Origin of the sequence: Devosia sp. ZW T5_3 (assembly GCF_044987315.1) — a bacterium.
Taxonomy (GTDB): domain Bacteria; phylum Pseudomonadota; class Alphaproteobacteria; order Rhizobiales; family Devosiaceae; genus Devosia.
In genome coordinates, this window is record NZ_JBJDRE010000022.1 from 18325 (window position 1) to 45254 (window position 26930).

Here is a 26930-nt window from a genome sequence, read left to right on the forward strand (position 1 = left end):
TTATTCAAAGTTTCGGCTCGCGCCACTGGCTGTCGATGAAGCTCAGCGCGTCACGGATGCTAGTGGCCCAGACGTCCCAGGAATGGTCGCCATTGGTGATGCGAAATTCGACCGGGCGATTGTCCGCCTGCATGGTTTCGTAGAAGGCGATGGCGCCGCGCCAGAGCTTGTGGCTGTCGTCATCGCCGACGGTGAGGAACAGCGCGGGCAGGTCGGTATTGTCGGCAATGGCTTGGGCGAGGAGCGTGAAAACGTTCTGGCTGTTGAAGCGGCGGGCGTCGAACGGGGTGCCGAAGGCGCTGCCGAAATGGGGTGGCACCGGCGGCAGGTCGATGCCGGTCGATATGTCGGCGGGATCGTTGTGGTGGAAATAGGTGCTGTCGATGATCAGCGCCATGGCTTCGGGGGCCAGATCCAATTCGTCGACGGGCACGTTCTGCCAGATGGCGCCGGAGAGGCTGGCGGCGGATGTGAAGAGGTCGGGATGGGCGAGGGCGAGGCGAAGGGCGCCGTAGCCGCCCATGGAGAGGCCCGCTATGGCGCGGCCGCCCTTGTCGGTGCGGACGGGATAGGCGCTTTCGATGGCTTGGCGGAGGTCGGTGACGACAGCAGTTTCGGAATTGCCGGGGCCGCCGATATCGCGGGAATCGACGTACCAGCCTTCGGGACCGGCGCCGGGCATGACCACGAGGGCGGACTTGATGGCGTGGCCCATCATGTCGTCGAGCGTAGGCTGGATATGGCCGAGATCGCGCCAGCTGGTTTGATCGCCGCCCAGGCCGTGCAGCAGGTAGATGACGGGCCAGCCGCCCGATGGTGGCGGGCCGTCGGGGCGATAGACCAGGGCGTTGATGGTGCCGCCCAGGCCCGGACTGGGGAAGGATTTGCTCTCCATGGTGCCGGCGAAAGCGGGGTGGCCGAGGAGGACGAGAAGCAGGGGCGCGAGCAGGGCTTTGATCATGGCGCAATACTAGCGGTGTGGCGTTTGCTCAACAATGGCCGGGGGACGCCGCCTGCGCCGTTGACGACTTTGGGAGCCAAGCGTAGACAAGCGGCTGTGTCATTTCAAAGCCTCAAGCGCCCGTCCAGCCGGCACCCGATCTTTTGGGTGTGAAATGGTCCCCGCAGTGTGTCCCAGCATAATGGGATTGCCACTGTGTTCAGGGCCGACGTGACGCAATTTTTGTTGAGGCTTTCTGGAGCGTTCTGATGAACCCCATGTCCAAGCCGCTCTGGCAGCGGTTTACGTTTTTCCTAATTCCGTTGATGGTTTCCAATATCCTGCAGTCGCTGTCAGGAACCGCCAATGCCGTTTATGTCGGGCAGATGGTTGGGGTGGAGGCGCTGGCGGCGATCTCCACTTTCTTCCCTATCCTGTTCTTTTTGATGAGCTTTATCATCGGGCTCTCCTCGGGCGCCACGGTGCTGATCGGGCAGGCCTGGGGCGCGCGCAATGTTGACAAGGTCAAGCAAATTGCTGGCACAACGCTCACCGCGACGATCACTTTAGGCGTCATTGTCGCCATTATCGGTGGCACGTTTACGCCCCAGATCATGCAGGTGCTGGGTGCGCCGGCCAATATTCTGGGATTGTCGACCGACTATGCGCGGATCGTGCTGATCGGCATGCCGGGCTTTTTCGTATTCCTCGTCGTGACCTCGGTGTTGCGCGGGGTGGGCGATACGGTGACGCCGCTGGTGGCGCTGATCATTTCGCTGATGGTAAGCCTGTTGGTGACGCCGGCGCTGATCCAGGGCTGGTTCGGCCTGCCCAAGCTGGGGCTGCTGGCGGCGGCTTATGCCTTTATTGCCGGCTTCGTATCGGTGCTGATTTTCCTCTTCATCTATATGCGCGCCCGCAAATTGCCGCTGGCGCCGGATGCGACCTTGTTGCGGGCCATGGTGCCCGACTTCAAGCTCTTGGGGTTGATCCTGCGGCTGGGCGTGCCGGCCGGGTTGCAGATGGTGATTTCCTCGATCTCGGCCATCGTGGTGGTGGGGCTGGTCAATGGCTTTGGCTCGGATGCCACGGCCGCCTATGGCGCGGTCAACCAGGTGATTGGCTATGTGCAGTTTCCGGCCATGTCGATCGGCATTGCCGCCTCGATTTTCGGGGCGCAGGCCATTGGCGCGGGGCAGGCGGGGCAATTGTGGGGGATCACCAAGACGGCGCTGGTGCTCAATCTGATCATCACCGGCACGTTGATCCTGGTCGCGTACCTGTTCTCCCAGCATCTGGTGGCGCTGTTCATCACCGATCCGGCGGTGATCGAAGTGACCGAGACGCTGCTGCATATCGTGCTGTGGAGCATGCTGTGCTTTGGCTGGAGCGTGGTGTTCTCGGGCATCATGCGCTCGAGCGGCACGGTGGTGGCGCCCATGGTGATCTCGCTGGCCTGTATCCTGCTCATCGAATTGCCGGGCGCGGTCGTACTCAGCCGGACGAGCCTGGGGCTGCATGGCATCTGGATCGCCTATGCGGCGAGCTTCACGGTGATGCTGGTGGCGCAGGCGAGCTGGTATCGCTTCGTGTGGCGCAAGAAGAAGATCGTGGCGCTGATCTAGCAACAATGAAGGCGGGCGAGGAGCCCGCCTTTTTCATGCGCCGACCAATGAATCCCATGCGGCCAGTGCGCCGGTAACGATGCGATCGAGATCGGCCTGTTGGGCGCCGTCGCGGGCTTCGATGGCGAGGCCATTGATGACCGTGGCGTAGAAGGTGGCAATGGCCTGCGGGTCGGCGCTGGCCGGCACGTCGCCGTCGGCAATGCCGCGCGCCAGGCGGGCGGCCAGATGATCGCGCGTGGCTTGCCGGCGGCGGGTCAGGTGGGCGCGGACTTCGGCATTTTGCGGCGTGCCGACCGTGGCCGCGAGCACGATAAAACAGCCGGGCGGTGTATCGGGATTGAGCTGGGATTCGGCATTGCGCCGCAGTGTTTCGGCAAAGGCAATGCGGGCGGTGGGTGCCTCGTTCAAGGCGCTCGGGGAAAAGCAGCCATAGCGGTCTTCATAGAGCTGGAGGGCTTCGAGGAACAGATTTTCCTTGTTGCCGAAGGCGGCGTAGAGACTGGGCTTGCCGATGTCGAGAGCCTCGGAGAGGTCGCCAACCGAGGTGCCCTCATAGCCGCGCTCCCAAAACAGCAGCATGGCATCATGCAAGGCCTTGGTTCGATCAAACTCGCGCGGGCGTCCTGCCAAAACCGGGTGTCCAAATGATTTTCTACCGATCAGTATAAAACCATTGACCAGCCATCACAAGCCGGTCTAGCTATTATGTACCGATCGTTAGAAAATGGAGACGAATATGCGGTCCAAACCCGAACTTCTCGACCAGGTCGCCCTTGTAACCGGGGGCAGCCGCGGCATTGGAGCAGCGATTGCCATTGCCCTGGCCAAAGCCGGCGCGGATGTGGCCTTCACCTTTGCCAGCAATGGCGAGCGGGCCGAGGCAGTCAGCCGGCAGATTACCCAGCTTGGCCGCAAGGCTTTGGCATTCCAGGCCGATTCAGCTGATGCGGATGCGGTGGTGGCAGCCGTCGAGCGCGCGGTGAGCCATTTCGGCAAGCTCGATGTGCTGGTCAACAATGCCGGGGTCGGCGATGGCGGGCCGTTTGCCGATGTCTCGCAGGCCGATTTCGACCGGCTGTTCGCCATTCACGCCAGGGCGCCATTTTTCGCGGCGCAAGCGGCGGCGCGGCACATGCCCAATGGCGGCCGGATCATCTCGATCGGCAGCAATCTATCGACCCGCGTGCCCAGTGCGGGCCTGGCGCTCTATGTCTCCAGTAAATCGGCGTTGCTCGGCATGACGCGGGCATTGGCGCGTGAGTTGGGGCCGCAGGGGATTACCGTCAACACGGTCGATCCCGGCTCGACCGATACCGATATGAACCCCGCCAATGGGGCTCATGCCGCTAGCCAACTGATGCATAACGCCTTGGGCCGGTTCGGTGCACCGGACGATGTCGCGGCGGCAGTCCTGCATCTGGCGGGGCCGGGTGGCCGCAGCATTACCGGAAGCTCGATCTTGGTCGATAGCGGCTTTAACGCCTAGGACCAGTCGGCATTCGCTGATGCTGGCCTGCAAATGGCGGTTTTCTGCGCTTCCGGTGCTCACGTACCCAAAAGTACGCTGCGCTCCGGTTCTCGAAACCCGCCATTTTCGGCTCAGCCTGAGTGAATGTCGACTGGTCCTACGGCGGACAGTGATGTTCCAGCCATTCGACCGCGAAAGCGACGATGGCTGGGGCATCGACCAATACCGATGGGGCGTGACCGATCAGTCCGCGTCGGCCTTGTCCGGTGGCCAGGAAATCCTCGGCCACGTCCGCGAAATAGTCATCGGGCAGTCCTTCGACCACCGGGTCGGAAGTGTCGAATTCCTCAAAGTCGCGCCATGTCGTCTGCCCGTCCACCAGGATCGGCGCTTGATAGCGGCGCAGGCGCTTGCCGGGAATGTCGGCGAGATGTTCGGCATGGTGCAGTAGCGTCATGGTATCGAGCGGCGCGCCGATCAGCATGGTCTTGCCGCCGGCCTCGACCAGCTTGCCGAAGGGCGATTGCGGGCCATAGCCATAGTCGAGCGCATGATCGGCGGTGAACCAGTCGGCCCTGCCACCGAGCGCGGCGCAGGATGCCCCGGGGCTGGCGCTGCGCCGGGCGCCGGGCGTGGTGCGCAGCAGTTCGGGAAATGCACCATTGTCGCGCGTGGCGCGGGAGCGTTCGGGATCGAACGGGGGTACGTCGACGCGCAAAGCCGGGTCCGGCAGGCCGCGGTCGTCATAGTTCCAGTCGCAATAGCCCAGGATCGTACCGGTGGGCCCGACTGCGTCCATGAGTGCTGCGACCAGGGCATCGGGCCCGCCAAGCATGGGTCCGACCGAGCGCAGGCCGGCATGCACCAGAATTGCGTCACCGGGCTCGATGCCAAATGCAGAGATTTGGCCTGCCAATACGGATCGCGTCCACATGGCCGATCAGTCGCGGGCGTAGGCGGCCTTGCGTGGTTCGGCCGGGGTGGTTGTGGTTTCGCGGGCGTCATAGATGGCGCGGGCTTCCATAATCGTGCCGTGATGTTCGGCCGACCAATCCCAGAGGCCGCTGATCGGCACCTGGAGGGTCTTGCCCAGCTCGGTCAGGCTATATTCCACGCGCGGCGGCACTTCGGGATAGATGGTGCGGGTAACCAGCCCGTCGCGCTCGAGATTGCGCAGGGTCAGGGTCAGCATGCGCTGGGACACGCCATTGATCATGCGCTTGAGCTCGTTGAAGCGCAGCGTGCCATTCTGGCCGAGAATGCCCACGACCATGACGCTCCACTTGTCGCCGATGCGGTTGAGCACGTCGGACATGGCCAGGCAATTGGCGGATTTGGAGGTATCGGTGAGAGGCATGTGCGGACCTTAGGCTTGAAGAACTTAGGCACAAATATAAACACGGTTACTGCTTGTGCCTAGGGGTAAGTGATCAGGCCGCCCGATGTTCGGCGCCGTAGAGCCCGAGATAGAAGTCCAGATCGCCGTTACGCAGGCCCAATGTCTCCAGCACGCCGCCCATGAAGCTCACCGGAGCGGTGCCCGGCGCGGTGACGATCCTGCCATCGACCACTGCCTGCGGTTGATCCTTGTAGTGGGCTGCGCCGGCATAGCCAGTCGGGGTGAGATTGTCGGCTGAATTGGAGGTATGCGCGACATTATCGAGAATGCCGGCGCGGGCGAGTGCCAGCGTGCCATCGCAAATGCCGGCAACGGTCTTGCCAGCGTCGCGGGCTGCCACGAGCACTGCTGCGATATCGGGTGGGGCATCGCTGGCCCAGGCAGTTCCACCGCAGACGACGAGGGCGTCGAGCGTGGCGGGATCGATGTCTTCCACTGCCAGATCCGGCGTTATCCTGAGGCCACCGGCCGAGGTGACCGGCTTGCCGCCCGGAGTGGCGAATTTGGTGTCGATGCCGAGATAGCTGCGGGCGCCGGCATTAAGCAGGGCGGTTTCCCAATCGGCAAAGCCTTCGGTCAGAACGGTGATGATGGTGGTCATGGTGGGGCTCCTCGTGTCTGTGCTGCCACAAAGTTGAACGCTTGTGCTGCCAGAGGGTGTCAGGAGCGGTCAAAAGCCTGTCACCGGGGGCTTGGCCACATTGAGATAAGGGGAGGGCGCTGGTAAGAGGAAGCGCCTTCCCGACATACTCGGAGACTTTGTCACTTGCCGTATGCCCGCCGTCTCGGCCTTTTCGCCTTTGCCTGCCTTGTCAGCCTCGCCGCCGCCCTTGGGGCAGCGCGGGCCAATCCGATGCTGCTGGTCGATATGGACAATCTCGACGTGCTTTATGCGCAGGAGGCTGGCCAACCCTGGCATCCGGCATCGCTGACCAAGATGATGACGGCCTATGTGGTGTTTGAGGAAATCGCCAAGGGGACGGTGACGCTGGATACGCCGGTGATCCTGTCGGCCAAGGCCCTCAAGCAGGCGCCCTCGCGCTCGGGCCTGCCGGTGGGCAGCGCCATGAGCCTGAAAGACGCGCTTTATGTGATGATCGTCAAATCGGCCAATGACACGGCGATGGCGATTGCCGAGACGGTGGGCGGCAGCGAAGCGGGCTTCGTCGCCAAGATGAACGATGTGGCGGCGCGGATGGGGCTGACCGCCAGCCATTTTAACAATCCTAATGGCCTGCACGATCCCGGGCAATACATGTCGGCGCGGGATCTGGCCGTGCTGGCGCTCTATATCCGCCAGAGCTTTCCGCAATACCTGCCGATGTTCGGCACCGAAGTGGTGCAGGTGGGTAAGGCACGGCTGGAATCGCAGAATGAATTGCTGACCAAATTTTCCGGCACGACCGGCATGAAGACCGGCTTTGTCTGCGCGTCCGGGCTCAATATGGTGGCGACGGTGGAGCGCAATGGGCGCCGGTTGCTGGCCATTGTGCTGGGTGGCTCGTCGGCGCGCGAACGCAATGAACGCGCGGCTGAACTGGTGCTCAAGGGGCTGTCCGGCAGCATGCAGCCGAGCGGCCAGACGGTGCTCAACCTGGCCAATAATCCGGGTGCGGCGCCGGTCGATATGCGCGCCAATATCTGTGGCAAGGGTTCGCAGGATTATGTGAAGGCGCAGGAAGCCGCGTTCCCGATGGGGCTCAAGGGCCAGCCGACCTACCTGACCGATACGGTCGTGCCCAACACCTATGTGGCGACCGATCTGGGGCGGATGGCGGTGGGCGTGGTACTGCCGCGGCCGCGGCCGGCGCATGTGCCGATGTTTGCCGCGCCGACGACGACGGAAGCGGCATTGGATGGCGGGCTGCGGCCTGGCGTGCCAGTGGCGGGCGGGGATATCCCGGTGCCGCGGACGCGGCCGGTTTTTTGATCAGCTTTTAAGGATGGAAAACCGCAGCACGTCACCCTCGGTGGTGAGGGTGCAATTGTGCCCGTGCTGGCGGCAATAGAGCGGGATATCGACCTTGGCCATGGGGTCGGTGGCGAGCACGGTCAGGGCTGCGCCGGAGGGCAGGCTATCGAGCCGTTTCTCCATGCGCAGCACCGGGAGGGGGCATTTGAGCCCCCGCGCGTCAATGAGCTCGGGCTCAGTCGCCAACAACCAGGACCCAATAGACGCCGTAGCTGGAGGCGGGATTGAAGGCCATGGCAACGCCGGCCTTGCCGCCAGCCGAGGTCAGGCCAGCCGCGTCGGCCGGGTTGTTGCGCCAGCCCGAAAAGGTTTCGGCAAAGGTGGCGTAACCGGCGCTGAGCTTCATGACACGCAGGCCCTGCGGGGTCTTGGGCGGGGTGCCGGTCTCAGCATATTGATTGGCCAGGGCCTGGGCGGTGCCGTCGAGGCCTGTATCGGGCGTCAGGGGGGCAATGCCATTGGTGGCGCGGTAGGCGTTGACGATGCTGAGGGCCTGGGCTCGGTCGAGGCTCGCGCCGGGCTGGTCCATGCGGGCGCTGAGGCCCGGATGCAGTGCGGCGCCAGTGCTGCCACCGCCGCCGCCCATGCTGCATCCGGCGAGTGCAGCAGCTGTCAGCAGGGCGAAGGCGGCAGCTGCCACGGGTCGGGTGAGGCGCAAAACGGGCATTGGTTTTCCTTTGTTGGGCAGGGCGATTGCGGCGCGATTAAGCTGCCGCTGATGGCCAAATGATGGTGCTGTCTGGCACTATTGCACTGCCATTGCCTTAACGCGGGGTGAATCAGGACAAAACGACGCCCTTGCGGCCAAGCCGGTTTGGCCGCAAAACCAGCAGCCTGACCGACGCAAAGGGGAGACGGCGGTGAACCTGCGATATCAAATTCTGGCGCTGGCGATCATTCCGCTGATCGTGGCGATATCGGCGATTACCCTTTTGATCACCTGGCAGTCCACGCGGCTGGCCCAGACCAGTATCGATACGTTCGAAAGCAATCTGCTGGAGGCCAAGCAGACCGAACTGCTGAACCTCACCAATCTGGCGATTTCGGCGATCGACGATATCTACCAGGCGGCAGGACCCGATGATGAAGCAGCCAAGGAGCAGGTGCGCGCCATTCTGACCACGCTCGATTATGGGCAGGACGGGTATTTCTTCGTCTACGATTATGACGGCAACAATGTCGTGCATCCGCGCCAGACCTATCGGCCGGGGCAGAATTGGCTCGATCTGGTGGACCCGGACGGCGACCATGTGATCGCCAACCTGATCCAGCGGGCCAAGGAGGGGGGTGGGCTGCACCAGTATAAATGGGAAAAGCCCTCGGCCGGGGCGATGGCGGACAAACTATCGTTCGCGGTGGGGCTGGATAAATGGCGCTGGATGCTGGGGACGGGGGTGTATCTCGACGATGTGTTCGCCCAGACCGCTGCGGCCAAGGCCGAATTGCGGGCCAGTATCGGGCAGACATTCTTCATCGTCGCGCTGATTGCCGTGCCGGCGGTGTTGATCGTTTTTGCCACCTGCATGCTGCTCAATGCGCGCGAGCGGCGCATGGCGGACAGCAAGCTCAAGCAATTGACGCAGCGCATCGTGGATACGCAGGAAGAGGAGCGTTCGCGGCTGGCGCGGGAGCTGCATGACGGGATTTCGCAGAACCTGATCGGGGTGCGCTATGCGATCGACCTGGCGCGGCGTAAGGCCAGCAATGACAGTGCCGACGCGATCGGCGCCATCGAGCGGGGGGCCGAGGCGCTGAACGGGGCGATCAAGGAAGTGCGGCGCCTGTCGCATGATCTGCGGCCGCGCGTGCTGGACGATCTGGGGCTGAGTTCGGCGCTCGAAGCGCTGTGCCACAATTTTTCCGAGCGGACGGGGATTGCGACGCAGCTGGAATATAGCGGGTTCAAGGTGCGGCCCAAGGCCGAGGCGAGCACGGCGCTGTATCGGGTGGCGCAGGAAGCGCTCAACAATGTCGAGCGGCATGCCGGCGCCAATAGCGTGTCGATCACCGTGCTCAGCCCCAAGGGGCGGGTGCAGATGATCATCGAGGATGACGGCAAGGGCTTTGCCGGGCAGAGCGGCATGGGCGGGCTGGGGCTGCGCAATATGCAGGAACGGATGGCCCATTTCGGCGGGCTGCTGCTGATCCAGACTTCGCCGAGCGGCACGCGGCTGCAGGCCAGCCTGCCCAAATCGGCCAGCCTGCCGCAGGCGGAGCTGAGCGAAGTGGCATGAGCGAGAAACCGATCAAGGTGCTGCTGGTCGACAATCATCCGCTGGTGCTGGACGGGCTCAAGGCGATCCTTGAAACCTTCGAGCATATCGATGTGGTGGGGGTAGCGGGGCTGGCGCTGGCGGGGCTCGAAATCGCCCGGGCGACACGGCCGCAGGTGGCGTTGATGGATATCAACATGCCCCATGTGAACGGCATCGAGGCGCTGGAGCTGTTCCGCGAACAGGTGCCGGAAACGCGGGTGCTGATGCTCTCGATGCATGATAGCCGGGAATATATCTCGACCTCGGTGATGCATGGCGCCTCGGGTTATGTACTCAAGGATGTGTCGACCGAGGAAATCGTGGAGGCGATCGAGACGGTGGCGGCTGGGGGCACTTATTTCTCCTCGGGCGTGTCGGATGTGTTGCTGGAGCGCCGGGCCAGCGAGGCGGCCCAGCCGCTGACGGCGCGGGAATATTCGGTGCTGCTGCTGATCGCGGCGGGGCAGAGCAACAAGCAGGTGGCCGAGGCGCTGTCGATCTCGGCGGCAACGGTTGAAACGCACCGCAAGAAGATCAAGAAGAAACTCGGCGTCACTTCTACGGCGGGATTGACGCGGTATGCCATCGAGAATGGGTTGGTCTAGGCGCAGGAGCCTTCGTACCCAGTACTGGGTATGCTCCCGCATTTGGGCCACATGGCTATATTGTCCGGCGGGGTGACGCGTTCTAGCACTGGCTCCCAAATGGCCGTCCGCCAACGTGCGGAACCCTCGGGAGGACTCCATGGCTGGTTTGTTGGCGTTGTCGCGCGCGATCGACGCGATCAATACTGTTATCGGGAAGGCCGTGTCGTGGCTGTTGCTGGCGGCGGTGCTGATCAGCGCGGTCAATGCGACGACGCGCAAGCTGTTCAATCTCAGCTCCAATGCCTGGCTAGAGGCACAGTGGTATCTGTTCTCGGCCGTGTTTCTGATTGCGGCGGGCTATACCCTGCTCAATAGCGAGCACGTCAAGGTCGACCTGCTCTATGGGCAATTGCCGCGCAAGGCGCAGCTCTGGGTGGACATCCTGGGGACGATCTTCTTCCTGTTCCCGTTCTGCCTGATCACCATCTACCTGTCCTGGCCCATAGTGGCGGCCAAGTTCGCCAGCGGTGAAATCTCCAACAATACCGGCGGGCTGGTCTTGTGGCCGGTCTGGGCGCTGATCCCAGCCGGGTTCGGCCTGCTGTTCCTGCAGGGCGTGTCCGAGCTGATCAAGCGCATCGCCGTTCTGCGCGGGCAAATTCCCGATCCGGTATCGGTTGCCGATGCCGAAGCTGCAGCACTCTAGGCCGGGAATTTCATAATGTTTGCCTTCTTCGCGGAAAATCTCGCGCCCATCATGTTCCTGTCGCTGATCGTCGTGCTGTTGCTCGGCTATCCGGTGGCGTTCGCGCTGGCCTTTGTCGGCTTTGCCTTCGGTTTTGTCGGCATCGAAATGGGGCTGCTGCCGATCAACCTGTTCGGCGCCATTCCCGACCGCATCTTCGGGCAGATGTCCAACGAGACATTGCTGGCCATTCCGTTCTTCACCTTCATGGGGTTGATCCTCGAACGGAGCGGCATGGCGGAGGACCTGCTCGATACCATCGGGCAGCTATTCGGGCCGGTGCGCGGGGGCTTGGCTTTCGCGGTGATCTTCGTAGGCGCGATCCTGGCGGCAACCACGGGCGTGGTGGCGGCGTCGGTGATTTCGATGGGCCTGATCTCGCTGCCGATCATGATGCGCTATGGCTATGACCGCAAGGTCGCGGCCGGGACGATCGCAGCGTCGGGTACATTGGCGCAGATCATTCCGCCCAGCCTGGTGCTGATCATCCTGGCCGACCAATTGGGTCGCTCGGTGGGCGATATGTACAAGGGCGCGCTGGTGCCCGGGCTGCTGCTGGTGGCCGCTTATGCCGCCTATATCATCGTCATGTCGATGATCTATCCCAAGAGCGTGCCGGCGCTGCCGCCGGAGGCGCGTACGCTGCGTGGCTGGAAACTGCTGGCGCGGGTGATCACCTCGCTGGTGCCGCCGCTGGTGCTGATATTCCTCGTGCTCGGCACGATCTTCATCGGCTTTGCCACGCCCACTGAAGGTGGCGCGATGGGGGCGGTGGGTGCGCTGGTCTTGGCCATGCTCAACCGCAAGCTGGACCTGCCCATGGTCAAGTCGGCGCTCTATTCGACGGCCAAGCTGTCATGCTTCGTGATCTTCATCCTGCTCGGCGCGCGCGTCTTCTCGCTGACCTTCTATGGCGTCAACGGCCATGTCTGGGTCGAGCACCTGATGACCTCGATCCCGGGCGGGGTGATCGGCTTCCTGATCATCGCCAACCTTTTGGTCTTCTTCCTCGCCTTCTTCCTCGATTATTTCGAATTGGCCTTCATCATCATCCCGCTGCTGGCGCCGGTGGCCGAGGCACTGGGGATCGACCTGATCTGGTTCGGCGTGATGCTGGCGATCAATATGCAAACCTCGTTCATGCATCCGCCCTTCGGGTTCTCGCTGTTCTATCTCAGATCGGTAGCGCCATCGCGGGCCTACAAGGACCGGGTGACCGGCGCGACGATCCAGCCGGTGACATCGGGACAAATCTATATGGGGGCGCTGCCATTCCTGGGCATCCAGCTGGTCATGGTGCTGCTGGTGATGTTCTTCCCGCAATTGGTGACGCACTACAAATCGAGCGCTGCCGCGGTCGATCCGGCCAGCATCCGGCTCAATGTGCCAATGCCCGGCGCGGGTGGGGAAAACCCGTTCGGCACGCCAGCGGCGCCATTCGGTGGCCCGGCTGCGCCAAGCTTTGGGGCTCCGGCACCTAGCTTTGGGGCACCTGCCGCTCCGGCTGCGCCCGCAGCCCCCAGCTTTGGCGCGCCCGCGCCAGACGCGGCTCCGGCCGCACCCAGTTTTGGCGCCGAGCCCGCTCCGGCGGCTCCGGCTCCGTGACGATCTAAAACACCTGAGGAGGACTGAACGTGACTGCTGATCTCAATCGACGTAACTTTTTGGGCAAGGGCGCTGCAGCCGGCGTCGCCGCCGCTGCTGGCACGGTGCTGGCCACCCCCGCGATTGCCCAGGAATTGCCGACGCTGCGCTGGCGCCTGACGTCGGGTTTTCCGAATAATCTCGACACCATCTATGGCGGCGCCGTGGTGATGGCGGAGGCTCTCTCCAAGATCACCGACGGCAAGTTCCAGATCCAGGTGTTCCAGGCCGGCGAATTGGTGCCGGGTGCCCAGGCCATCGACGCGGTGCAGGCCAATACGGTGGAAATCGCCCATACCTGCGGCTATTATTTCACCGGCAAGAACCCGACCTTTGCCATCGGCTCGACCATTCCGTTCGGCCTCAATGCGCGCCAGCAGAATGCCTGGCTCTATCATGGCGGCGGGAACGAGCTCTACAATACCTTCCTTGAGGAATACGGCGTTGTCGGCATTCCGGGCGGCGCGACTGGGGCACAGATGGGGGGCTGGTTCCGCAAGGAAATCAATAGCCTGGCCGATCTCTCCGGCATCAAGATGCGTATCGCGGGCGTGGCTGGCGAAGTGATGTCGCGCCTGGGCGTGGTGCCCCAGCAACTGCCGGGCGGTGACATCTACCCGGCGCTGGAACGCGGCACGATCGACGCGGCCGAATGGGTCGGGCCCTATGATGACGAGCGCCTGGGCTTCTACCAGATCGCGCCCTACTACTATTATCCGGCCTATTGGGAAGGCGGGCTGACCATCCACTTCTACATCAACAAGGCGCAGTACGAAGCGCTGCCCGAGACCTACAAGGTGGCGCTCGACACTGCCTGCAAGGCGGCCAATATCAACATGCAGGCGCTGTACGACGTCAAGAACACCGCCGCGATCCGCTCGCTGGTGGGCAAGGGCGTGCAGCTGCGGCCGCTGCCGCGCGATGTGCTGGACGCTGCCTACAAGGCGACGTTCGAGCTGTACGAGGAATATACGGCCAACAATCCGCAATGGGCGGCGATCTATCCGAGCTGGAAGAAATTCCGCGACGAGAGCTTCGAGTGGTTCCGCGTCGCCGAATATACCTATGACAGCTACATGTACTCGGCCCAGGCTGCCGGGCAATAATTGCGACGGCGCGGCGGGCTGAGGTCCGCCGCGCCTTTTTCCAGCGCTGGCCAGCGCGCAGCGGGCCATGAATGATGACCGCACCTCTGCGGCGCAGTCCTTCTCCTGAGATCTCGAAATTGATGGCTGGCGAGGGCGTCCGCGTTCGTACGCGGGCCGTGTTCGCCGTTCTGATCTTCCATACTAGCCTTGACCCGTCTCGCAAATTTGATATATCAGATTTCAATTTCACGTATTGAGGGAGGAGCCTCGAATGCCTGAATTGACGAGACGGAATTTTCTAGCGGCGAGTTCGGCGCTGACGCTGGCTGGGCTGATCGGCGGGGGTGCGGCTTTTGCCCAGGAGAGCCGCTTGCGGCTGAGCTGGTGGGGCAATGCCGAACGGGCGGAGCGGACCAACAAGATCATCGATCTGTTCAAGGCCGCCAATGCGGGCGTCGAAATCGAGGGCCAGACCCTGCCGGGCGGCGGCGATTACTGGACGTGGCTGGCCACCCAGACTGCTGGCGGCAATCCGCCCGACGTGATCCAGATGGATTACCGCTATATCTTTGAATATGCCGGGCGCGGCGTGCTGCTGCCGCTCGATGATCTGCTGGCCTCGACGATTGATCTCTCCAATTGGCCGGAAGAGCGGATTGACGTCGGCCGGGTGGATGGCAAGGTCTATGGCATTAGCCTGGGCGCTAATACCGGGGCGGTGATCCTGAACCTGACTGCCTGGGAAGAAGCTGGTATCGAGCCGCCGACGATCGGCACCACCTGGGAGCAGTTTGCCGATCTGTGCACCCAATTTACCAGCAAGACCACGCGCACGGGCTTTTTCGGCACACAGGATGCCAGCGGGCACGAAACCTCGTTCGAGACCTATCTGCGCCAGCGCGGCAAGGCGTCGTATACGGCCGATGGCAGCCTGGGGTTTGATGAGACCGACGCCAAGGCCTGGTTCGATCTGTGGAGCGAAATGCGCAAGGCGGGCGCCTGCGTGCCGGCCGATGTGCAGGCGCTGTCGCAGGGCAATGTGGATACCAGCGTCGTTACCGTTGGCAAGGCGGCCACAGGCATTGCGCAGTCCAACCAGTTGGTGAGCTACCAGAAGGCCAATACCGATCGGCTGGGCGTGACCAGCATTCCGGTGATCGAAGGCGGCCAGCCGGGGCAATATCTCAAGCCCTCGATGTATTTCAGCCTGAGCTCGCAGACCAAGGACCCCGAACTGGCGGGCAAGTTCCTCGACTTCTTCATCAACAATCCAGAATCCATGCAAATCCTGGGCGTCGAGCGCGGTGCGCCCGAGGCGCCGGAAACGCGCCAGGCCATCCTACCATCGCTGGATGAAGCTTCGCAGGAAGCACTGACCTATCTGGACAATATCGCTTCGGTGATCGGCGCGTTGCCGCCAGCGCCGCCGCAAGGGGCGGGCGAGGGCACGACCGTGCTGATGAGTGTGGCCGAAGAAGTGGCGTTCGAAGCCAAATCGAGCGAACAGGGCGCCGCCGACCTGGTTGCCGGCATGGCGCAAGCAGTCGCGCGCGGCTAAAAGCCTTCTGGTGTGCCCGGCTTGAGGCTGGGCACATCAAGCAATTGGAATTTGATATGACAGCCAAGCTTAGGGTCGGGATCGTGGGATGCGGCGCGGGGCGTACCCATTTGGTGGAGGGCTATGTGCCCAATGCCGAATTGTTCGAGGTGGTCGCGCTGTGTGATCTCAACGAGGAACGGCTGGCGGCGGTGGGCGACGAGTTCGGCATTGCGGGGCGCACGACTTCGTTTGAAGCGCTGCTGGCTATGCCGGGGATCGATGTCATCGATATCTGCACGCCGCCGGGCCTGCATCTGGAACAGAGTCTGGCGGCGCTGGCCGCGGGCAAGCATGTGGTGTGCGAGAAGCCGCTGGTCGGCTCGCTGGCCGAGATCGATGTGATCATGGCGGCGGAGGCCCGTTCGACAGGCCGGCTGATGCCGGTGTTTCAATATCGCTATGGCAATGGGGTGGCCAAGGCCAAGGCGGTGATCGATGCTGGCCTCGCGGGCAAAGCCTATGCGGGAACGGTGGAAACCTTCTGGCGGCGCGGGCCGGACTATTATGCGGTGCCGTGGCGCGGCAAATGGAAGACGGAGCTGGGCGGGGTGCTGATGGCCCATGCTATCCACCCGCATGACATGATGACCTATCTGATGGGGCCGGTGGATCGGGTGTTCGGGCGGGTCGATACGAGGGTCAACGACATTGAGGTTGAGGATTGCCTGTCGGCCTCGCTGCGCATGCAAAATGGCGCGCTGGTGTCGCTGACGGCGACGTTAGGCTCGGCCGACCAGTTGACGCGCATTCGTCTGGCGTTCGAAAACCTGACCCTTGAAAGCGATCATGCGCCCTATCGGCCGGGTGAGGCGGATTGGCAGATCATTGCCAAAACGCCGGAGATTGGCGCGCGGATCGATGCCGTGCTGGCCGATTGGCAATTCGTGCCCTCGCGTCACACCACCCAATTGCGGCTGTTCCACCAGGCGATCACCACCGGTGCGCCGCTGCCGGTAACGACGGCGGATGCACGGCAGGCGCTCGAGCTGGTAACGGCGATCTATCATTCGTCGGAAACCGGGACCGATATTGCGCTGCCGCTGGACGCGGACCATCCCAAATATAGCGGCTGGGCGCCGGCGGCATAGGGGCCTGCCAGGCCAGCGGAAACTTGCTATACCCAAGCTTGGTGCGGAGAGATTGTCATGCAGGATCACGGTGCGGCGCGGCTGGAACGGCTTGATCCAAAGCTCAGCCTGACGCTGCGCGATCATGTGCACAAGGCGCTGCGCATGGCTATTCTGTCCGGGCGGTTTGCGCCGCAGGAAAAGCTCAATGAGCGGCAATTGGCCGAGGAGCTGGGCGTCAGCACCACCCCGCTCAAAGAAGCGCTGCGGCAATTGGAGACCGAAGGGCTGATCTCGACGCTGCCGCGGCGGGGGATCGTCGTGCTCTATAGCCGGACTTGGGCGGAGGAAATGATCCTGGCGCGAGCCGCGCTCGAATCGATGATCGCGCACCTGGCGGCGCGGCGGATCGACAAGGCAGGCGGCGCCGCGCTGCATGCGACGATTGCGTCCATGGCCGAGGCCAGCGCCGCAGGCGATGCCGGAAGGCTGATCGAGCTCAACGGCGTGTTCCACGAACAGATCCATATTGCTTCGCAATGCCTTTATCTGGCCCGGCTCATCGAGCGGCAGCGCTTTTATGATGAAGGCACGCGCCGCATCATCCATTCGGACCCAGACGAACGCGCCCGCGCGCTGGCCGAACACAAGCTCATCGCCGAAACCATCGCCGCAGGCCAAGTGGAAGCCGCCGAGCGCGCCATGCGCGACCACGTTGTGCGCTCAGGCGAGCATTATCTCGGGCTGGTGTTTACCGAAAGGGCCGGCGCGGCGGCGGAAGACTGAAACTGGTGACCCCGGCGGGATTCGAACCCACGACCCCAGGATTAGGAATCCTGTGCTCTATCCTGCTGAGCTACGGGGCCAGCCAGACCGAAATACCAGTAGGGCTTAGGTTTTTCAAGGTTGGCTTGCTGGATTGAGCGGAGCTCTTGGTGACGAGAATTCGTCCCGTTCCGTTGGTATTAGTCCGACTGCCATCGGTGAACTCGCTCTGTTACCTCCAGTACTATCTGGGGGTAATTACATGAAATTCGTTCTACCTGTCGCCGCTGTCGCGGCGATGCTTGCCGGCTGCGCCACGCCGCCGAAGGATATTGCACCGGCCTATGTTTCGACGGGGCTCTACCAAAACCTGAGCTGTAGCCAATTGCGGGCGGAAGCGGAAAATGTCTCCGCCCGGGCCGCCGCGGCCTTCGGGCAGCAATCGAAGAATCGCAGCCAGGATGCGGCCATGACGGGCGTAGCCATCATATTGTTCTGGCCTGCTGCCTTCTTCATGAAAGGCGATGGCGCAGCCGCGGCCGAGGTGGCGCGGTTCAAGGGCGAAATGCAGGCGATCGAGCAGGTCAACCGCGTCAAGAATTGCGGCATTCAGTTCGCGCCCATCGCCTAGCTTTGGGGCATGATGCGCAAACGTCCGCAACCCGTCTTGCGGACGTCTCGCGTTTGGGGCAAACCCGGAGGCAGCTTTTGCCCCCAAGAGGACAGCCCAGATGGCCCATCCCGTTTCCCCGCTCGCTCCCAAATCCTATCCGGACCTGCCCGCGATTGCGGGGGTGCGTTTCGCGACGGCGGAGGCCGGGATCAAGTACAAGAACCGCACCGATGTGCTGCTGATGGCGTTTGACGAGGGCACAACGGCGGCCGGCGTGCTGACGCGCTCGAAATGTTCGTCGGCGGCAGTGGATTGGTGCAAGGCAAATTTGCCCGGCGGGGTGGCGCGGGGCCTGGTGGTCAATTCGGGCAATGCCAATGCCTTTACCGGCACCAAGGGGCAAAAGAGCGTCGAACTGACGGCCGATTATGCCGCCAAGGCGCTGGGCTGTGCACCGTCCGAAGTTTTCCTAGCCTCGACGGGGGTGATTGGGGAGCCGCTGGATGCCTCCAAATTTGCCGGCGTGCTGGACGACATGGCGGCGCGGGTGGGCGCCGGGTCGTGGATGGAGCCCGCCAAGGCGATCATGACGACCGATACCTTTCCCAAGCTCTCGGGCGCGATTTTCGAGATCGACGGGGTCGAGGTCAAAATCAACGGCATTGCCAAGGGCAGCGGCATGATCGCGCCTGACATGGCGACCATGCTCAGCTTCGTGGTCACCGATATGCCGATTGCGGCGCCCGTCTTGCAGGCGCTGCTGGCGCGGCATGTGCAGACCAGTTTCAACGCCATCACGGTGGATAGCGACACGTCCACCTCCGATACACTGCTGGCCTTTGCGACCGGCAAGGCCGGGGTGGAGGCGATTGCCAGCCTCGATGACCCGCGCGCCGAGACCTTTGGCGCGGCTTTGGCCGATGTGTTGTTCGACCTCGCCATCCAGGTGGTGCGTGACGGGGAAGGGGCGACCAAGCAGGTGTCGATCCATGTCGAGGGCGCGACCTCCGACCAGAGCGCGTTCCGCATTGCCAAGTCGATTGCCGACTCTCCATTGGTCAAGACCGCCATTGCCGGCGAAGACGCCAATTGGGGGCGCGTGGTGATGGCCGTGGGCAAGGCGGGGGAGCCGGCCGATCGCGACAAGCTGGCCATTCGCTTTGGCGATTTGCTGGTGGCCAAGGATGGTGAGCGGGCGGCAGTTTACGACGAAGCGGCGACCAGCGCCTATATGAAGGGCGAGGACCTGGAACTGACCGTCAGCCTGGGGCTGGGGGAAGGCAAGGCGAGCGTTTATACCTGTGACCTGACGCATGGCTATATCACCATCAATGGCGATTATCGGAGCTGATATGTCCTTGCCCGATATTGCCACCTTCGAGCGGGCGGGACTTGCAGCCTGGCCGGGGATCGAAGTTGAATGGGACGGCGCCTGGGTGCGCCGTGCCGCTGGCGGCTATACCAAACGGGCCAATTCGCTGCAGTGTTTCGATGTGAGCGATGGCGACAATGTCGAGGCGCGGCTGGACGCAGCGCAGGCGTGGTTTGCGGCGCGCGAATTGCCGGTGGTCGTTCGTACGACGCCGCTGGCGAGTGGGGCGCTCAATGCTGCCCTTGATGCCCGCGGCTGGGCGACGGTCGACCACAGCCATCTCTATGCCATGCCGCTAGGCGAGCACGAGCCTGACCCGGAGGGGCGGCTGTTTGAGCTGCTTGATCCGGCATTCCTAGCGGCGCAGCAGGAATTGCGCAGCTATAGCGATGAGAATGTAGCCCGCCTGCGGGCGCTGCTGGCGGTCATGGCCGTGCCGGCAACGGGCGTGGTGGTCTATCGCGATGGGCAGGCGGTCGCCAGCGGGCTGATGGCGATAGGCGAGGCCATTGTCGTCACCGGCAATGTGATCACCGACACGACGCGGCGACGGCAGGGGCTGGCAGCGGCGATGATGCGCACCGGGCTGGCCTGGGCGAAAGAGGCCAGCGCGACGGTCGCGGCGCTCAATGTGCAGGCGGACAATCCGGCCGCCAAGGCGCTCTATGGGTCGCTCGGCTATATGTACCAGTACGATTACACCTATCGCATCCCGGGCGCGTCATGAGCGGCCACATTCTTCTCGTCGTCGCCTGCGCCCTGGTGGACGCCGATCGGCGTGTGCTGATTGCACAGCGGCCAGAAGGCAAGTCCATGGCGGGGCTGTGGGAGTTTCCCGGCGGCAAGGTGGAGCCGGGGGAGAGCCCCGAGGCGGCGCTGATCCGTGAGCTGGAGGAAGAGCTGGGCGTGCTGACCAAGACGGCGTGCCTGGCACCGATATCTTTCGCCAGTCATTCTTACGAGACTTTTCACCTGTTAATGCCACTTTACGTCTGCCGGAAATGGCAGGGACAGCCACAGGCCAAGGAACATTCCGCCCTCAAATGGGTGCGGCCCCAAGCCCTGCGTGACTACCCGATGCCGCCGGCCGACGAACCACTGATCGCGGCGCTCTGCGATCTGTTGTAGCCAGGTGTTCGGGGGCAGGCATGACGAAGACGTTGTTGCATTTTCTCCGGGACGAGACCGGCGCCACGGCGATTGAATACGGCCTGCTCGCCGGGCTTATTGCCGTTGCGCTCCTGGTCTCCTTCGCCCTGCTGGGCGACAGCCTGACCGCCTTGTTCGGTGTCGGCGCGGGTGGCGCGGCAGCCATTATCGGCGAGGCCGCCAACAGCATTCCTTGAGAGCCAATCAGCATTCAACAACCGCGGGACATTCCGGCGCAGGCCGGAATCCATGCTGCCGCATTCCCTAAGTCAAGTTCCATCGTCATTGCCCGGCTTGTCCGGGCAATCCATTGCTGCCGCGGATGCTGAGAGATGGATCACCCGGACTAGCCGGGTGATGACGATGAGTTGAGGGAATTGTGCGAGCGGCTCCAACCTTCACAAGGTCATTCCGCGAAAGCGGGAACCTCCGTTTCAACTCGCCCACCAAAACAGAGGTCCCCGCTTTCGCGGGGATGACATCGTGGTGGGGGATGGGCTTGAGGGAAAGTCCCGAGCCTCAGGCCCTATTGCAGCACGACGACCTTGTATTTCTGGCCGGGCTGGACGGGATCGCCCGGGTAGAGATCGTTGATGATATAGAACAGTTCCGCGCCGCGGCTGAGGCCGGCCATTTGGCGGGCCAGGCTATCGGCGGTGTCGCCGGCCTTGGCGGTGACAATGCGGATGGCGACCTTGCGGATGGCGTTGAGGTCGCTGCTATCGGTGCGGCGGAAGCTGGTCAACGTCGCTTCGGCACCGGCCGAGAAGCGGGCGCTGTCGGCCTTGGCGGCGAAGATGAAGCGATAGACCTGACCATCGAGCCGCATGACCGAGACGCGGAAGAACCATTGGTCGGTCTGGGCGACGCCCGAGGCCATCTCGATGCCGTTGACGGTCCTGGTGGTGACGCTGTCGGTCTTGAGGCCGGCAATCCAACCCGATTTGAGGTAGTCGGCAAGGCCGATATTGGCCTGCACATCGGCGCTGTCGAAACGCACGGCCTCGCCATCGCCCGCCACGCCGACCACGGCGCTTTGCGAATTCTGCAGCGTATAGCCATCGGGCACGGTGAAGGTGAACTTGCTGGCCGAATGGATGAATTTGCGGCCGACGATCGAGCCCTGGGCGGGGCTGTCGCCAAAGGTGAGGCCGGTAATGGAATCGAGATAGCCGGTGCGGTCGGTCTCCCCGACCTGGGCCTGGCCGAACATGGTGCGGGCGGTTTCCAGCGCCTTCTGGATGCGGGCGGGCGTCGAGGGGTGCGAGGACAGGAAGCCGGCATTATTGCCGTTCTGGCCAGCCGAGAAGGTGGCGAAGCGGCTCATCACGCCCAGGAAACGCGCAGCGGCCTGCGGATCGTAGCCCGCCTTGCCGGCGAATTTGATGCCTTCGTGGTCGGCTTCGAGTTCCTGCTGCTGGCCAAAAGCGGCCATGGACTGGCGCGTGCGGTTGGCAGTGGCGTCGGTCGAAGTATCCCCGCCCAAAACGCCGGTGATGACGCGATCGACGATGGCGGTGGTGCGAGTGCGATCGGTGCGGGCGCGGGCGTGGCGCAGGGTGACGTGGGCGATTTCGTGCGCCAGTACGGCCGCCAATTCGCTGGTATCGGACGCGAGCGCCAGGATGCCGCGCGTCACATAGATATAGCCGCCAGGCAGCGCGAAGGCGTTGACTTCGGAGGTGTCGAGAATCGTGACCTGGAACTGAGCATTGGGCTGGTCGGCAGCGGCCAGCAGGCGCCCGACAATGCGGGCGACCATGATTTCGGCGGCGCGATCGGAATAGACTCCGCCATAGGCGGCGATGATGCGGGGATGCTCGCGGCGGCCGATGACCACGTCTTCGGGATCGGTGCCCTCGGGAACCACGGTAGGCGCCGGCATGTCACCGGTCTGGCTGACCGCAATCTGGGAGCCGGTAAAGCTGGTGCAGGCCGACAGGGCCAGCAGCGATACCGCCAGCAAGCCATTGCGCAAACCCTTGTTGATGATGTGCTTGGTGCGCGTCATCGTGCTGCCAGAACCTCGATCTGTTCGGGATGAGTAATCTCGATGCGTGGGCCATCCCGATCGTCCACCCAGCCTCTGATGCGAACTAGCGCCCCTTCTAGGGCTGATGGATCAATGCCGTCTGCGGCAAAAAGCTTGAGCGCAGACGCTTCGATCACTGCGGTGAAATCTTCTTTCCAGAACCGGCCAAAGTTCAGATAGACCCGCCCGCCGGATTGATCGGCAAGCAGGACACGTCCCTCGACAAGTTCGTAATGGCCCTGCCGATCCAAAAGGTCAGAAGGCCGATCCGCCGCACGAGTGCTGTAATAGGGATCGGCCCAGATGCCAAGCCCGGCTAAACGCGCACGCCCTTCGGCCGCGAACAGCAGATCAAGGCATTTTCGGTTATCAGGGAAGGAATAGACGCGGGCCAAGCCCTGGGAGACCATATATTGCTGCGCCCAGATCTCGCCATCGGGGCCATCGACGAAGACATGGGCAAGCGCTCGCTCGTAGCGATCGACTTCTTCTCCGCCATAGCCGAGACGTACGGGCTTGTTGAGGGCGATGGCTTCGAGCGCGGCTTTAGCCTCGGGTGCCAGCGGCCAGGTCTCGAATCCATCGCGTCCGAGCGGCAATTTGGGGGCTTGGGTGCCGATCATGCGCACGACCATGCCATTGTCGAGCACGACCGTGTCGCCATCGGTAACCTGGGTGACGATGCCGCCGGGCACCATGCGCAAATCCTCGCATGCAAGTACCGCCGCCGAAACAGACGACAGCGCCGCTATGGCGGCGAGGCTGGCAAGACTAGTCTTAAGCAAATCGGACCCCGGCAGGATTTCGTTCACCATGCACCTAAATAGGCCAAAAAATCATTACCGCTTGATAACTTTAGCGGCGGTGTGGCCGAAAGGTCGCGCAGTTGTGACACCGGCATAGGGCCGGTTCTATTCGCCCTTGAACAGTTTTTTGAGCATGGCGGCCATGGGGCCGGTTTCTGGGAGGGCGACCTGCGGTTTGGCCGGACGTGCCTGGCGGATATGGCTTTGGGCTTTGGGCGGCGCCTTGGCCGGGGCCGGTTCGGCGGCGGTGGCCAGCGCCAGCTTGTTCATGAAGCCATTGTCATCGCCCTTGAGCACGAGCCCGATATGCTTGGCGATGCCGTCGAGCAGGGGATCGAGCCAGGCCTGGTCGGCCTTGGCGAAATCGCCCAGCACATGGTGGGTGACGAATTCCTTGCCGGGATGACCGATGCCGAGGCGGATGCGCTTGTAGTCGAGTCCGATCTGGGGATCGATGGAGCGCAGACCATTATGCCCGCCATTGCCGCCGCCAACCTTGACCCGCACCTTGCCGGGGGCGAGGTCGAGTTCGTCATAGAGCACGATGATATCGACGGGCGCGATCTTATAGAACTGGGCGACCTGCTGCACGCTATCGCCGGAGCGGTTCATGAAGGTCTGTGGCTTGAGCAGCATGACCTTTTCGCCATCGATCGTGGCTTCGGACAGCAAAGCGGAATGCTTGGTCTTCCAGGGGCCGGCATTGTGCGCGCGCGCCACGGCATCAATGGCCATGAAGCCAATATTGTGCCGGTTGCCGGCATATTGGTTGCCTGGATTGCCCAGGCCCACGAGCAGCTTCATCGAAAGCTCCGAAAATGGATGAGGCGACCCGAAGGCCGCCCCAATAGTCTAGCGCAAAGACAAAAGGGCGATTACTCGGCTTTTGCTTCGCCCTCGCCTTCAGTAGCCTCGGTCTCGCCGCCTTCAGACGACTTGAGAGCCGACGGGGCAACGATGGTCGCGATCGTCACGTCTTCTTCGTGGCTGTGGTCGGTAGCACCGGCCGGCAGCTTGACGTTGGAGATGTGGATGCTATCGCCGATATCCAGGCCCGTCAGATCGACAGTGACTTCTTCAGGGATATTGGAGGCATCGACGGTCAGGTCGAGCGTGTGGTGCACGATATTGAGCGTACCACCGCGCTTCAGGCCCGGGCTGGCTTCTTCATTGATGAAGTTGACATGCACCTGGACGTTGAGCTTGGAGCCCTTGCCGACGCGCAGAAAATCCACGTGCAGGGCAAAGTCCTTGACCGGATCAAGCTGGTAATCGCGCGGGATCACCGAATGCTTGGTGCCATCGACGTCCAGCTCGAGGACGTGGCTGAGGAAGCCACCGGCGTAGATGGACTTCATCGCATCCTTGTAGGCGATGGAGATGGTGACGGGGGGTTTCTTGTCACCGTAGATAACAGCGGGAACGAGTCCCTGACGACGCAGCTCACGAGCGGCCCCCTTGCCCACTCCCTCACGCGCCTGTGCCTTGAGCACTCTAGTCTCAGCCATGGAAATATCCATTCTGGTTGGTGTATGCCGCCACTACAACGACATACGCGCCCGTCCTCCAGGGGTGACGAGCGCTTCATGGGGCGGGCTATAGCTCAAAGGGGCATCAGGGGCAAGCACGGCTTGCAGATGACGAATTATGTAACTACATTATTCAGGCAAGCAAGGGGGCACGCTTGGAATGGGACGAGGAGAAGTCGGAGCGGAACCGCGTCATGCGTGGTTTCGGGTTCGAGATTGCGAATGAGTTTGATTGGTCTGCTGCGATCGTCGAGCGAGACGATCGAAAAGACTATGGAGAGATAAGATACAGGGCCTTTGGGTGGGCCAATGCGCTGCGGCTCTGTATCGCCTTTACGGTTCGCGGAGACGAGACCCGGATTATCAGTGTGCGACGTGTGCACGACAAGGAGGCCAGGAAATATGGCATCTAAGCACAAGCCAGATCCGTATCTGATCGATTTTGAGACCGCTCCTTTGACGGAAGAGGAGATCAAGCGCCTTCGACCGGCGCGAGAGGTTTTTGCCGAGCTTGGCCTTCCATTGCCCGGCAAGCCGGGGCGCCCGCCAAGCGGCAATGGCAAGCAGCAGGTGACCCTGCGGCTCGACAATGAGATCATTGATTTCTTCAAGGCCGACGGTCCTGGTTGGCAGACGCGACTCAATGAGGAACTCGCATCGGTGGTGCGCCAGCGCAAGAAGGCCTAGCCATCCTGCAATGCCATACGCTGGCCGGTCAGGTATTGGCGTACGGCTTCGTCGGTTGAGAGGCCGATAGCCAGGGTGAGGGCCTCGTGGGCCTGGTCCTTGCGGCCGGCGCGGGCGGCAAAGTGGCCGCGGGCGGCCCAATAGGGCTGGTAATCGGCCATGCGCTTGTCATCGGCGATGGTGTCGAGGCTGGCTAGCGCGGCTTCGGGACCGTCGCGTTCGGCAAGGGCGGCGGCGCGGTTGAGGATGACGACGGGCGAGTCGGTCAATTGCAGCAACACATCGTAGAGCGTGACAATGGTGGGCCAATTGGCCCGGCCGGTGACGCGGCGGGCGATGTGGGCGGATTGGATGGCGGCTTCGATCTGGTAGCGGCCGGTGGGACCGGCGCGATTGGCGGCGCGGAGCAGGGCTTCGGCGGCCATGATTTGCGGTTCATCCCACAAAGCAATGTCCTGCTGTTCGAGCGGCACATAGAGACCGTTGGCATCGCGGCGCGCCGGGCGGCGGGCTTCGGCATAGAGCATCAAGGCGAGCATGCCCTTGGCTTCGGGCTCATCGGGCAGGAGCGATACGACCAGCCGGCCCAGCCAGATGGCTTCGTCGGCGAGGCGGTCGGCGGCGGCGTCGCCGATTTCGGTCCAGCCCTTGGCATAGGCGGCATAGATGGCTTCGAGTACGGCATCGAGCCGGCCGGGCAGGTCTTCGCGCTCGGGAATGGCGAAGGGAATTCCGGCGTCCTTGATGCGGGTTTTGGCGCGCACCAGGCGCTGGCCCATCGTGGCGGGCGGAATGAGAAAAGCTGTAGCGATGTCGATGGCGGTGAGGCCCAGAATGGTTTGCAGGATCATCGGCGCGCGCATGCCGGCTTCGATGGCGGGATGGGCGCAGGCGAACATCAGCGCGAGGCGCCGGTCGGGGATGGCATCGGGATGGGCGGCGGCGTCTTCGAGTTCTTCGGCCATGAGCTGGATATGAACCTCCCCGGCGGTACGGGTGTAGCGGCGGCGGACGGCGTCGGTCTGGCGGCGGCGGGCCACGGTCAGCAGCCAGGCGTCGGGATTGTCCGGCACGCCGTCGTCCGGCCAGGATTTGAGGGCGCTGGCAAAGGCTTCCGCCAGCGCATCCTCGGCGCCCGCGACATCGCGGGTGCGGGCAGCGAGAAAGGCGACGAGGCGGCCATAGCTGTCGCGCGCCACGCGCTCGGCGGCCCGGCGCGCCTCGTTGCCTAGCTCACTCACGGTTCGCGGGCCGGCCAGATGGGCCGCACTTCGACGGTGCCATATTGGGCGCTGGGGCAGCGGGCCGCCCAGGCGATGGCGGCATCGAGATCGGGCACGTCGAGCAGCACATAGCCGGCAAACTGCTCCTTGGTGTCGACATAGGGGCCGTCGAGGATTTCCGGCGCACCGGAGCGGCGCGTGATGCTCTTGCCTTCCGTGCTGGCGCCCAGGCGTTCGCCGGGCGTGCCGGCCCCGGCCTTGAGCAGCGCCTCGCGGAAGGCGGCATATTCGCCCCAGAGCGAGGGTGGTGCCTTGGCGAGGGCTTCGTCGTCGTGGTGGATGAGGAGTATGTAACGCATAG

At 63.1% G+C, this 26930-nt stretch carries 31 protein-coding genes and 1 tRNA gene; 18 read left to right on the forward strand and 14 right to left on the reverse strand.

The features are described from left to right. Positions 1-4: 4 nt before the first annotated feature. Positions 5-961 (reverse strand): alpha/beta hydrolase, encoded by a 957-nt coding sequence (locus ACI3KW_RS21095; protein WP_404849721.1) that lies wholly within the window; start codon positions 959-961, stop codon positions 5-7. A 248-nt stretch (positions 962-1209) separates the two neighbouring features. Between ACI3KW_RS21095 and ACI3KW_RS21100 the strand changes: the two genes are divergently transcribed. After that, positions 1210-2565 carry an MATE family efflux transporter gene (locus ACI3KW_RS21100; RefSeq protein WP_113123276.1) on the forward strand — a complete coding sequence of 452 codons (1356 nt, stop codon included), beginning with the start codon at positions 1210-1212 and terminating at the stop codon, positions 2563-2565. A 33-nt stretch (positions 2566-2598) separates the two neighbouring features. Here ACI3KW_RS21100 and ACI3KW_RS21105 read toward each other — a convergent pair whose 3' ends face one another. Continuing rightward, positions 2599-3147: a TetR/AcrR family transcriptional regulator gene (locus tag ACI3KW_RS21105; RefSeq protein ID WP_404849722.1), complete on the reverse strand. Its 549-nt coding sequence runs from the start codon at positions 3145-3147 to the stop codon at positions 2599-2601. Between the two features lie 157 nt (positions 3148-3304). On the opposite strand from ACI3KW_RS21105, the gene ACI3KW_RS21110 reads away from it, so the two are divergent. Further along, positions 3305-4054 (forward strand): SDR family NAD(P)-dependent oxidoreductase, encoded by a 750-nt coding sequence (locus tag ACI3KW_RS21110; RefSeq protein WP_404849723.1) that lies wholly within the window; start codon positions 3305-3307, stop codon positions 4052-4054. A 139-nt stretch (positions 4055-4193) separates the two neighbouring features. Here the strand turns inward: ACI3KW_RS21110 and aac(3) are convergent, their stop codons facing one another. From aac(3) to ACI3KW_RS21125, 3 genes are all read right to left on the reverse strand, one after another. Next, positions 4194-4970 (reverse strand): aminoglycoside 3-N-acetyltransferase, encoded by a 777-nt coding sequence (gene aac(3) / locus ACI3KW_RS21115; RefSeq protein ID WP_404849724.1) that lies wholly within the window; start codon positions 4968-4970, stop codon positions 4194-4196. Positions 4971-4976: 6 nt separating this feature from the next. After that, complete coding sequence (locus ACI3KW_RS21120) at positions 4977-5393, reverse strand: helix-turn-helix domain-containing protein (RefSeq protein WP_035103496.1); 417 nt, start codon at positions 5391-5393, stop codon at positions 4977-4979. 73 nt (positions 5394-5466) lie between these two features. Next, complete coding sequence (locus tag ACI3KW_RS21125; RefSeq protein WP_404849725.1) at positions 5467-6036, reverse strand: type 1 glutamine amidotransferase family protein; 570 nt, start codon at positions 6034-6036, stop codon at positions 5467-5469. A gap of 165 nt (positions 6037-6201) precedes the next feature. Here ACI3KW_RS21125 and ACI3KW_RS21130 point away from each other — a divergent pair, with 165 nt between their 5' ends. Then, a complete protein-coding gene (locus ACI3KW_RS21130; RefSeq protein ID WP_404849726.1) occupies positions 6202-7365 on the forward strand; it encodes a D-alanyl-D-alanine carboxypeptidase family protein in 1164 nt (387 codons plus the stop codon). Here the strand turns inward: ACI3KW_RS21130 and ACI3KW_RS21135 are convergent, their stop codons facing one another. Both ACI3KW_RS21135 and ACI3KW_RS21140 read right to left on the reverse strand, forming a co-directional pair. Then, a complete protein-coding gene (locus ACI3KW_RS21135) occupies positions 7366-7647 on the reverse strand; it encodes a sulfurtransferase TusA family protein (protein WP_404849727.1) in 282 nt (93 codons plus the stop codon). Then, complete coding sequence (locus ACI3KW_RS21140) at positions 7583-8074, reverse strand: CAP domain-containing protein (RefSeq protein ID WP_404849728.1); 492 nt, start codon at positions 8072-8074, stop codon at positions 7583-7585. Before ACI3KW_RS21140 ends, ACI3KW_RS21135 begins: the two co-directional genes overlap by 65 nt. Positions 8075-8267: 193 nt before the next feature. Here ACI3KW_RS21140 and ACI3KW_RS21145 point away from each other — a divergent pair, with 193 nt between their 5' ends. The 8 genes from ACI3KW_RS21145 to ACI3KW_RS21180 all read left to right on the forward strand — a co-directional run bounded on the left by ACI3KW_RS21145 (position 8268) and on the right by ACI3KW_RS21180 (position 17179). Then, the gene (locus ACI3KW_RS21145) at positions 8268-9641 is read left to right on the forward strand and encodes a cache domain-containing protein (protein ID WP_404849729.1); all 1374 of its coding nucleotides are present in this window, start codon (positions 8268-8270) and stop codon (positions 9639-9641) included. Beyond that, entirely contained in the window at positions 9638-10267 is a 630-nt protein-coding gene (locus ACI3KW_RS21150) for a response regulator (protein WP_404849730.1), read from the forward strand. The genes ACI3KW_RS21145 and ACI3KW_RS21150 overlap by 4 nt, the downstream gene beginning before the upstream one ends. A 139-nt stretch (positions 10268-10406) precedes the next feature. After that, positions 10407-10955 carry a TRAP transporter small permease subunit gene (locus ACI3KW_RS21155; RefSeq protein ID WP_262166417.1) on the forward strand — a complete coding sequence of 183 codons (549 nt, stop codon included), beginning with the start codon at positions 10407-10409 and terminating at the stop codon, positions 10953-10955. A gap of 15 nt (positions 10956-10970) precedes the next feature. After that, entirely contained in the window at positions 10971-12599 is a 1629-nt protein-coding gene (locus ACI3KW_RS21160; RefSeq protein WP_113123286.1) for a TRAP transporter large permease subunit, read from the forward strand. Between the two features lie 29 nt (positions 12600-12628). Continuing rightward, positions 12629-13744: a TRAP transporter substrate-binding protein gene (locus ACI3KW_RS21165; protein ID WP_113123287.1), complete on the forward strand. Its 1116-nt coding sequence runs from the start codon at positions 12629-12631 to the stop codon at positions 13742-13744. A 253-nt stretch (positions 13745-13997) separates the two neighbouring features. After that, positions 13998-15284, forward strand: a complete 1287-nt coding sequence (locus ACI3KW_RS21170; protein WP_404849731.1) for an ABC transporter substrate-binding protein — start codon at positions 13998-14000, stop codon at positions 15282-15284. A 56-nt stretch (positions 15285-15340) separates the two neighbouring features. Then, the gene (locus ACI3KW_RS21175; RefSeq protein ID WP_404849732.1) at positions 15341-16414 is read left to right on the forward strand and encodes a Gfo/Idh/MocA family protein; all 1074 of its coding nucleotides are present in this window, start codon (positions 15341-15343) and stop codon (positions 16412-16414) included. Between the two features lie 57 nt (positions 16415-16471). After that, entirely contained in the window at positions 16472-17179 is a 708-nt protein-coding gene (locus tag ACI3KW_RS21180; protein ID WP_404849733.1) for a GntR family transcriptional regulator, read from the forward strand. 3 nt (positions 17180-17182) lie between these two features. Here the strand turns inward: ACI3KW_RS21180 and ACI3KW_RS21185 are convergent. Next, positions 17183-17259, reverse strand: a tRNA-Arg gene (locus ACI3KW_RS21185). Between the two features lie 161 nt (positions 17260-17420). Between ACI3KW_RS21185 and ACI3KW_RS21190 the strand changes: the two genes are divergently transcribed. The 5 genes from ACI3KW_RS21190 to ACI3KW_RS21210 all read left to right on the forward strand — a co-directional run bounded on the left by ACI3KW_RS21190 (position 17421) and on the right by ACI3KW_RS21210 (position 20489). Beyond that, the gene (locus tag ACI3KW_RS21190) at positions 17421-17789 is read left to right on the forward strand and encodes a hypothetical protein (RefSeq protein ID WP_404849734.1); all 369 of its coding nucleotides are present in this window, start codon (positions 17421-17423) and stop codon (positions 17787-17789) included. Between the two features lie 100 nt (positions 17790-17889). Further along, positions 17890-19122, forward strand: coding sequence for a bifunctional glutamate N-acetyltransferase/amino-acid acetyltransferase ArgJ (gene argJ / locus ACI3KW_RS21195; RefSeq protein ID WP_404849735.1), 1233 nt, complete (start codon positions 17890-17892; stop codon positions 19120-19122). Position 19123: 1 nt separating this feature from the next. Continuing rightward, positions 19124-19870: a GNAT family N-acetyltransferase gene (locus tag ACI3KW_RS21200; RefSeq protein WP_404849736.1), complete on the forward strand. Its 747-nt coding sequence runs from the start codon at positions 19124-19126 to the stop codon at positions 19868-19870. After that, positions 19867-20271 carry an 8-oxo-dGTP diphosphatase MutT gene (mutT, locus tag ACI3KW_RS21205; protein WP_404849737.1) on the forward strand — a complete coding sequence of 135 codons (405 nt, stop codon included), beginning with the start codon at positions 19867-19869 and terminating at the stop codon, positions 20269-20271. Before ACI3KW_RS21200 ends, mutT begins: the two co-directional genes overlap by 4 nt. Positions 20272-20291: 20 nt before the next feature. Further along, positions 20292-20489 (forward strand): Flp family type IVb pilin, encoded by a 198-nt coding sequence (locus ACI3KW_RS21210; protein ID WP_404849738.1) that lies wholly within the window; start codon positions 20292-20294, stop codon positions 20487-20489. 329 nt (positions 20490-20818) lie between these two features. On the opposite strand, the gene ACI3KW_RS21215 is transcribed toward ACI3KW_RS21210, so the two are convergent. The 4 genes from ACI3KW_RS21215 to ACI3KW_RS21230 all read right to left on the reverse strand — a co-directional run bounded on the left by ACI3KW_RS21215 (position 20819) and on the right by ACI3KW_RS21230 (position 24638). Then, positions 20819-22303 carry a M48 family metalloprotease gene (locus ACI3KW_RS21215; protein ID WP_162740423.1) on the reverse strand — a complete coding sequence of 495 codons (1485 nt, stop codon included), beginning with the start codon at positions 22301-22303 and terminating at the stop codon, positions 20819-20821. Next, the gene (locus ACI3KW_RS21220; protein ID WP_404849739.1) at positions 22300-23109 is read right to left on the reverse strand and encodes a thermonuclease family protein; all 810 of its coding nucleotides are present in this window, start codon (positions 23107-23109) and stop codon (positions 22300-22302) included. The genes ACI3KW_RS21215 and ACI3KW_RS21220 overlap by 4 nt, the downstream gene beginning before the upstream one ends. A gap of 126 nt (positions 23110-23235) precedes the next feature. After that, entirely contained in the window at positions 23236-23934 is a 699-nt protein-coding gene (pth, locus tag ACI3KW_RS21225) for an aminoacyl-tRNA hydrolase (RefSeq protein ID WP_404849740.1), read from the reverse strand. A gap of 71 nt (positions 23935-24005) precedes the next feature. After that, positions 24006-24638 (reverse strand): 50S ribosomal protein L25/general stress protein Ctc, encoded by a 633-nt coding sequence (locus tag ACI3KW_RS21230; protein ID WP_404849741.1) that lies wholly within the window; start codon positions 24636-24638, stop codon positions 24006-24008. Positions 24639-24814: 176 nt separating this feature from the next. On the opposite strand from ACI3KW_RS21230, the gene ACI3KW_RS21235 reads away from it, so the two are divergent. Together ACI3KW_RS21235 and ACI3KW_RS21240 are read left to right on the forward strand one after the other, a co-directional pair. Next, positions 24815-25072 (forward strand): BrnT family toxin, encoded by a 258-nt coding sequence (locus ACI3KW_RS21235; RefSeq protein ID WP_113123299.1) that lies wholly within the window; start codon positions 24815-24817, stop codon positions 25070-25072. Beyond that, positions 25062-25346, forward strand: a complete 285-nt coding sequence (locus ACI3KW_RS21240) for a BrnA antitoxin family protein (RefSeq protein ID WP_162740425.1) — start codon at positions 25062-25064, stop codon at positions 25344-25346. The genes ACI3KW_RS21235 and ACI3KW_RS21240 overlap by 11 nt, the downstream gene beginning before the upstream one ends. Here ACI3KW_RS21240 and ACI3KW_RS21245 read toward each other — a convergent pair. Beyond that, complete coding sequence (locus ACI3KW_RS21245; protein ID WP_404849742.1) at positions 25343-26587, reverse strand: RNA polymerase sigma factor; 1245 nt, start codon at positions 26585-26587, stop codon at positions 25343-25345. The genes ACI3KW_RS21240 and ACI3KW_RS21245 overlap by 4 nt on opposite strands. Further along, entirely contained in the window at positions 26584-26928 is a 345-nt protein-coding gene (locus ACI3KW_RS21250) for a YciI family protein (RefSeq protein WP_404849743.1), read from the reverse strand. The genes ACI3KW_RS21245 and ACI3KW_RS21250 overlap by 4 nt, the downstream gene beginning before the upstream one ends. Positions 26929-26930: the final 2 nt, after the last annotated feature.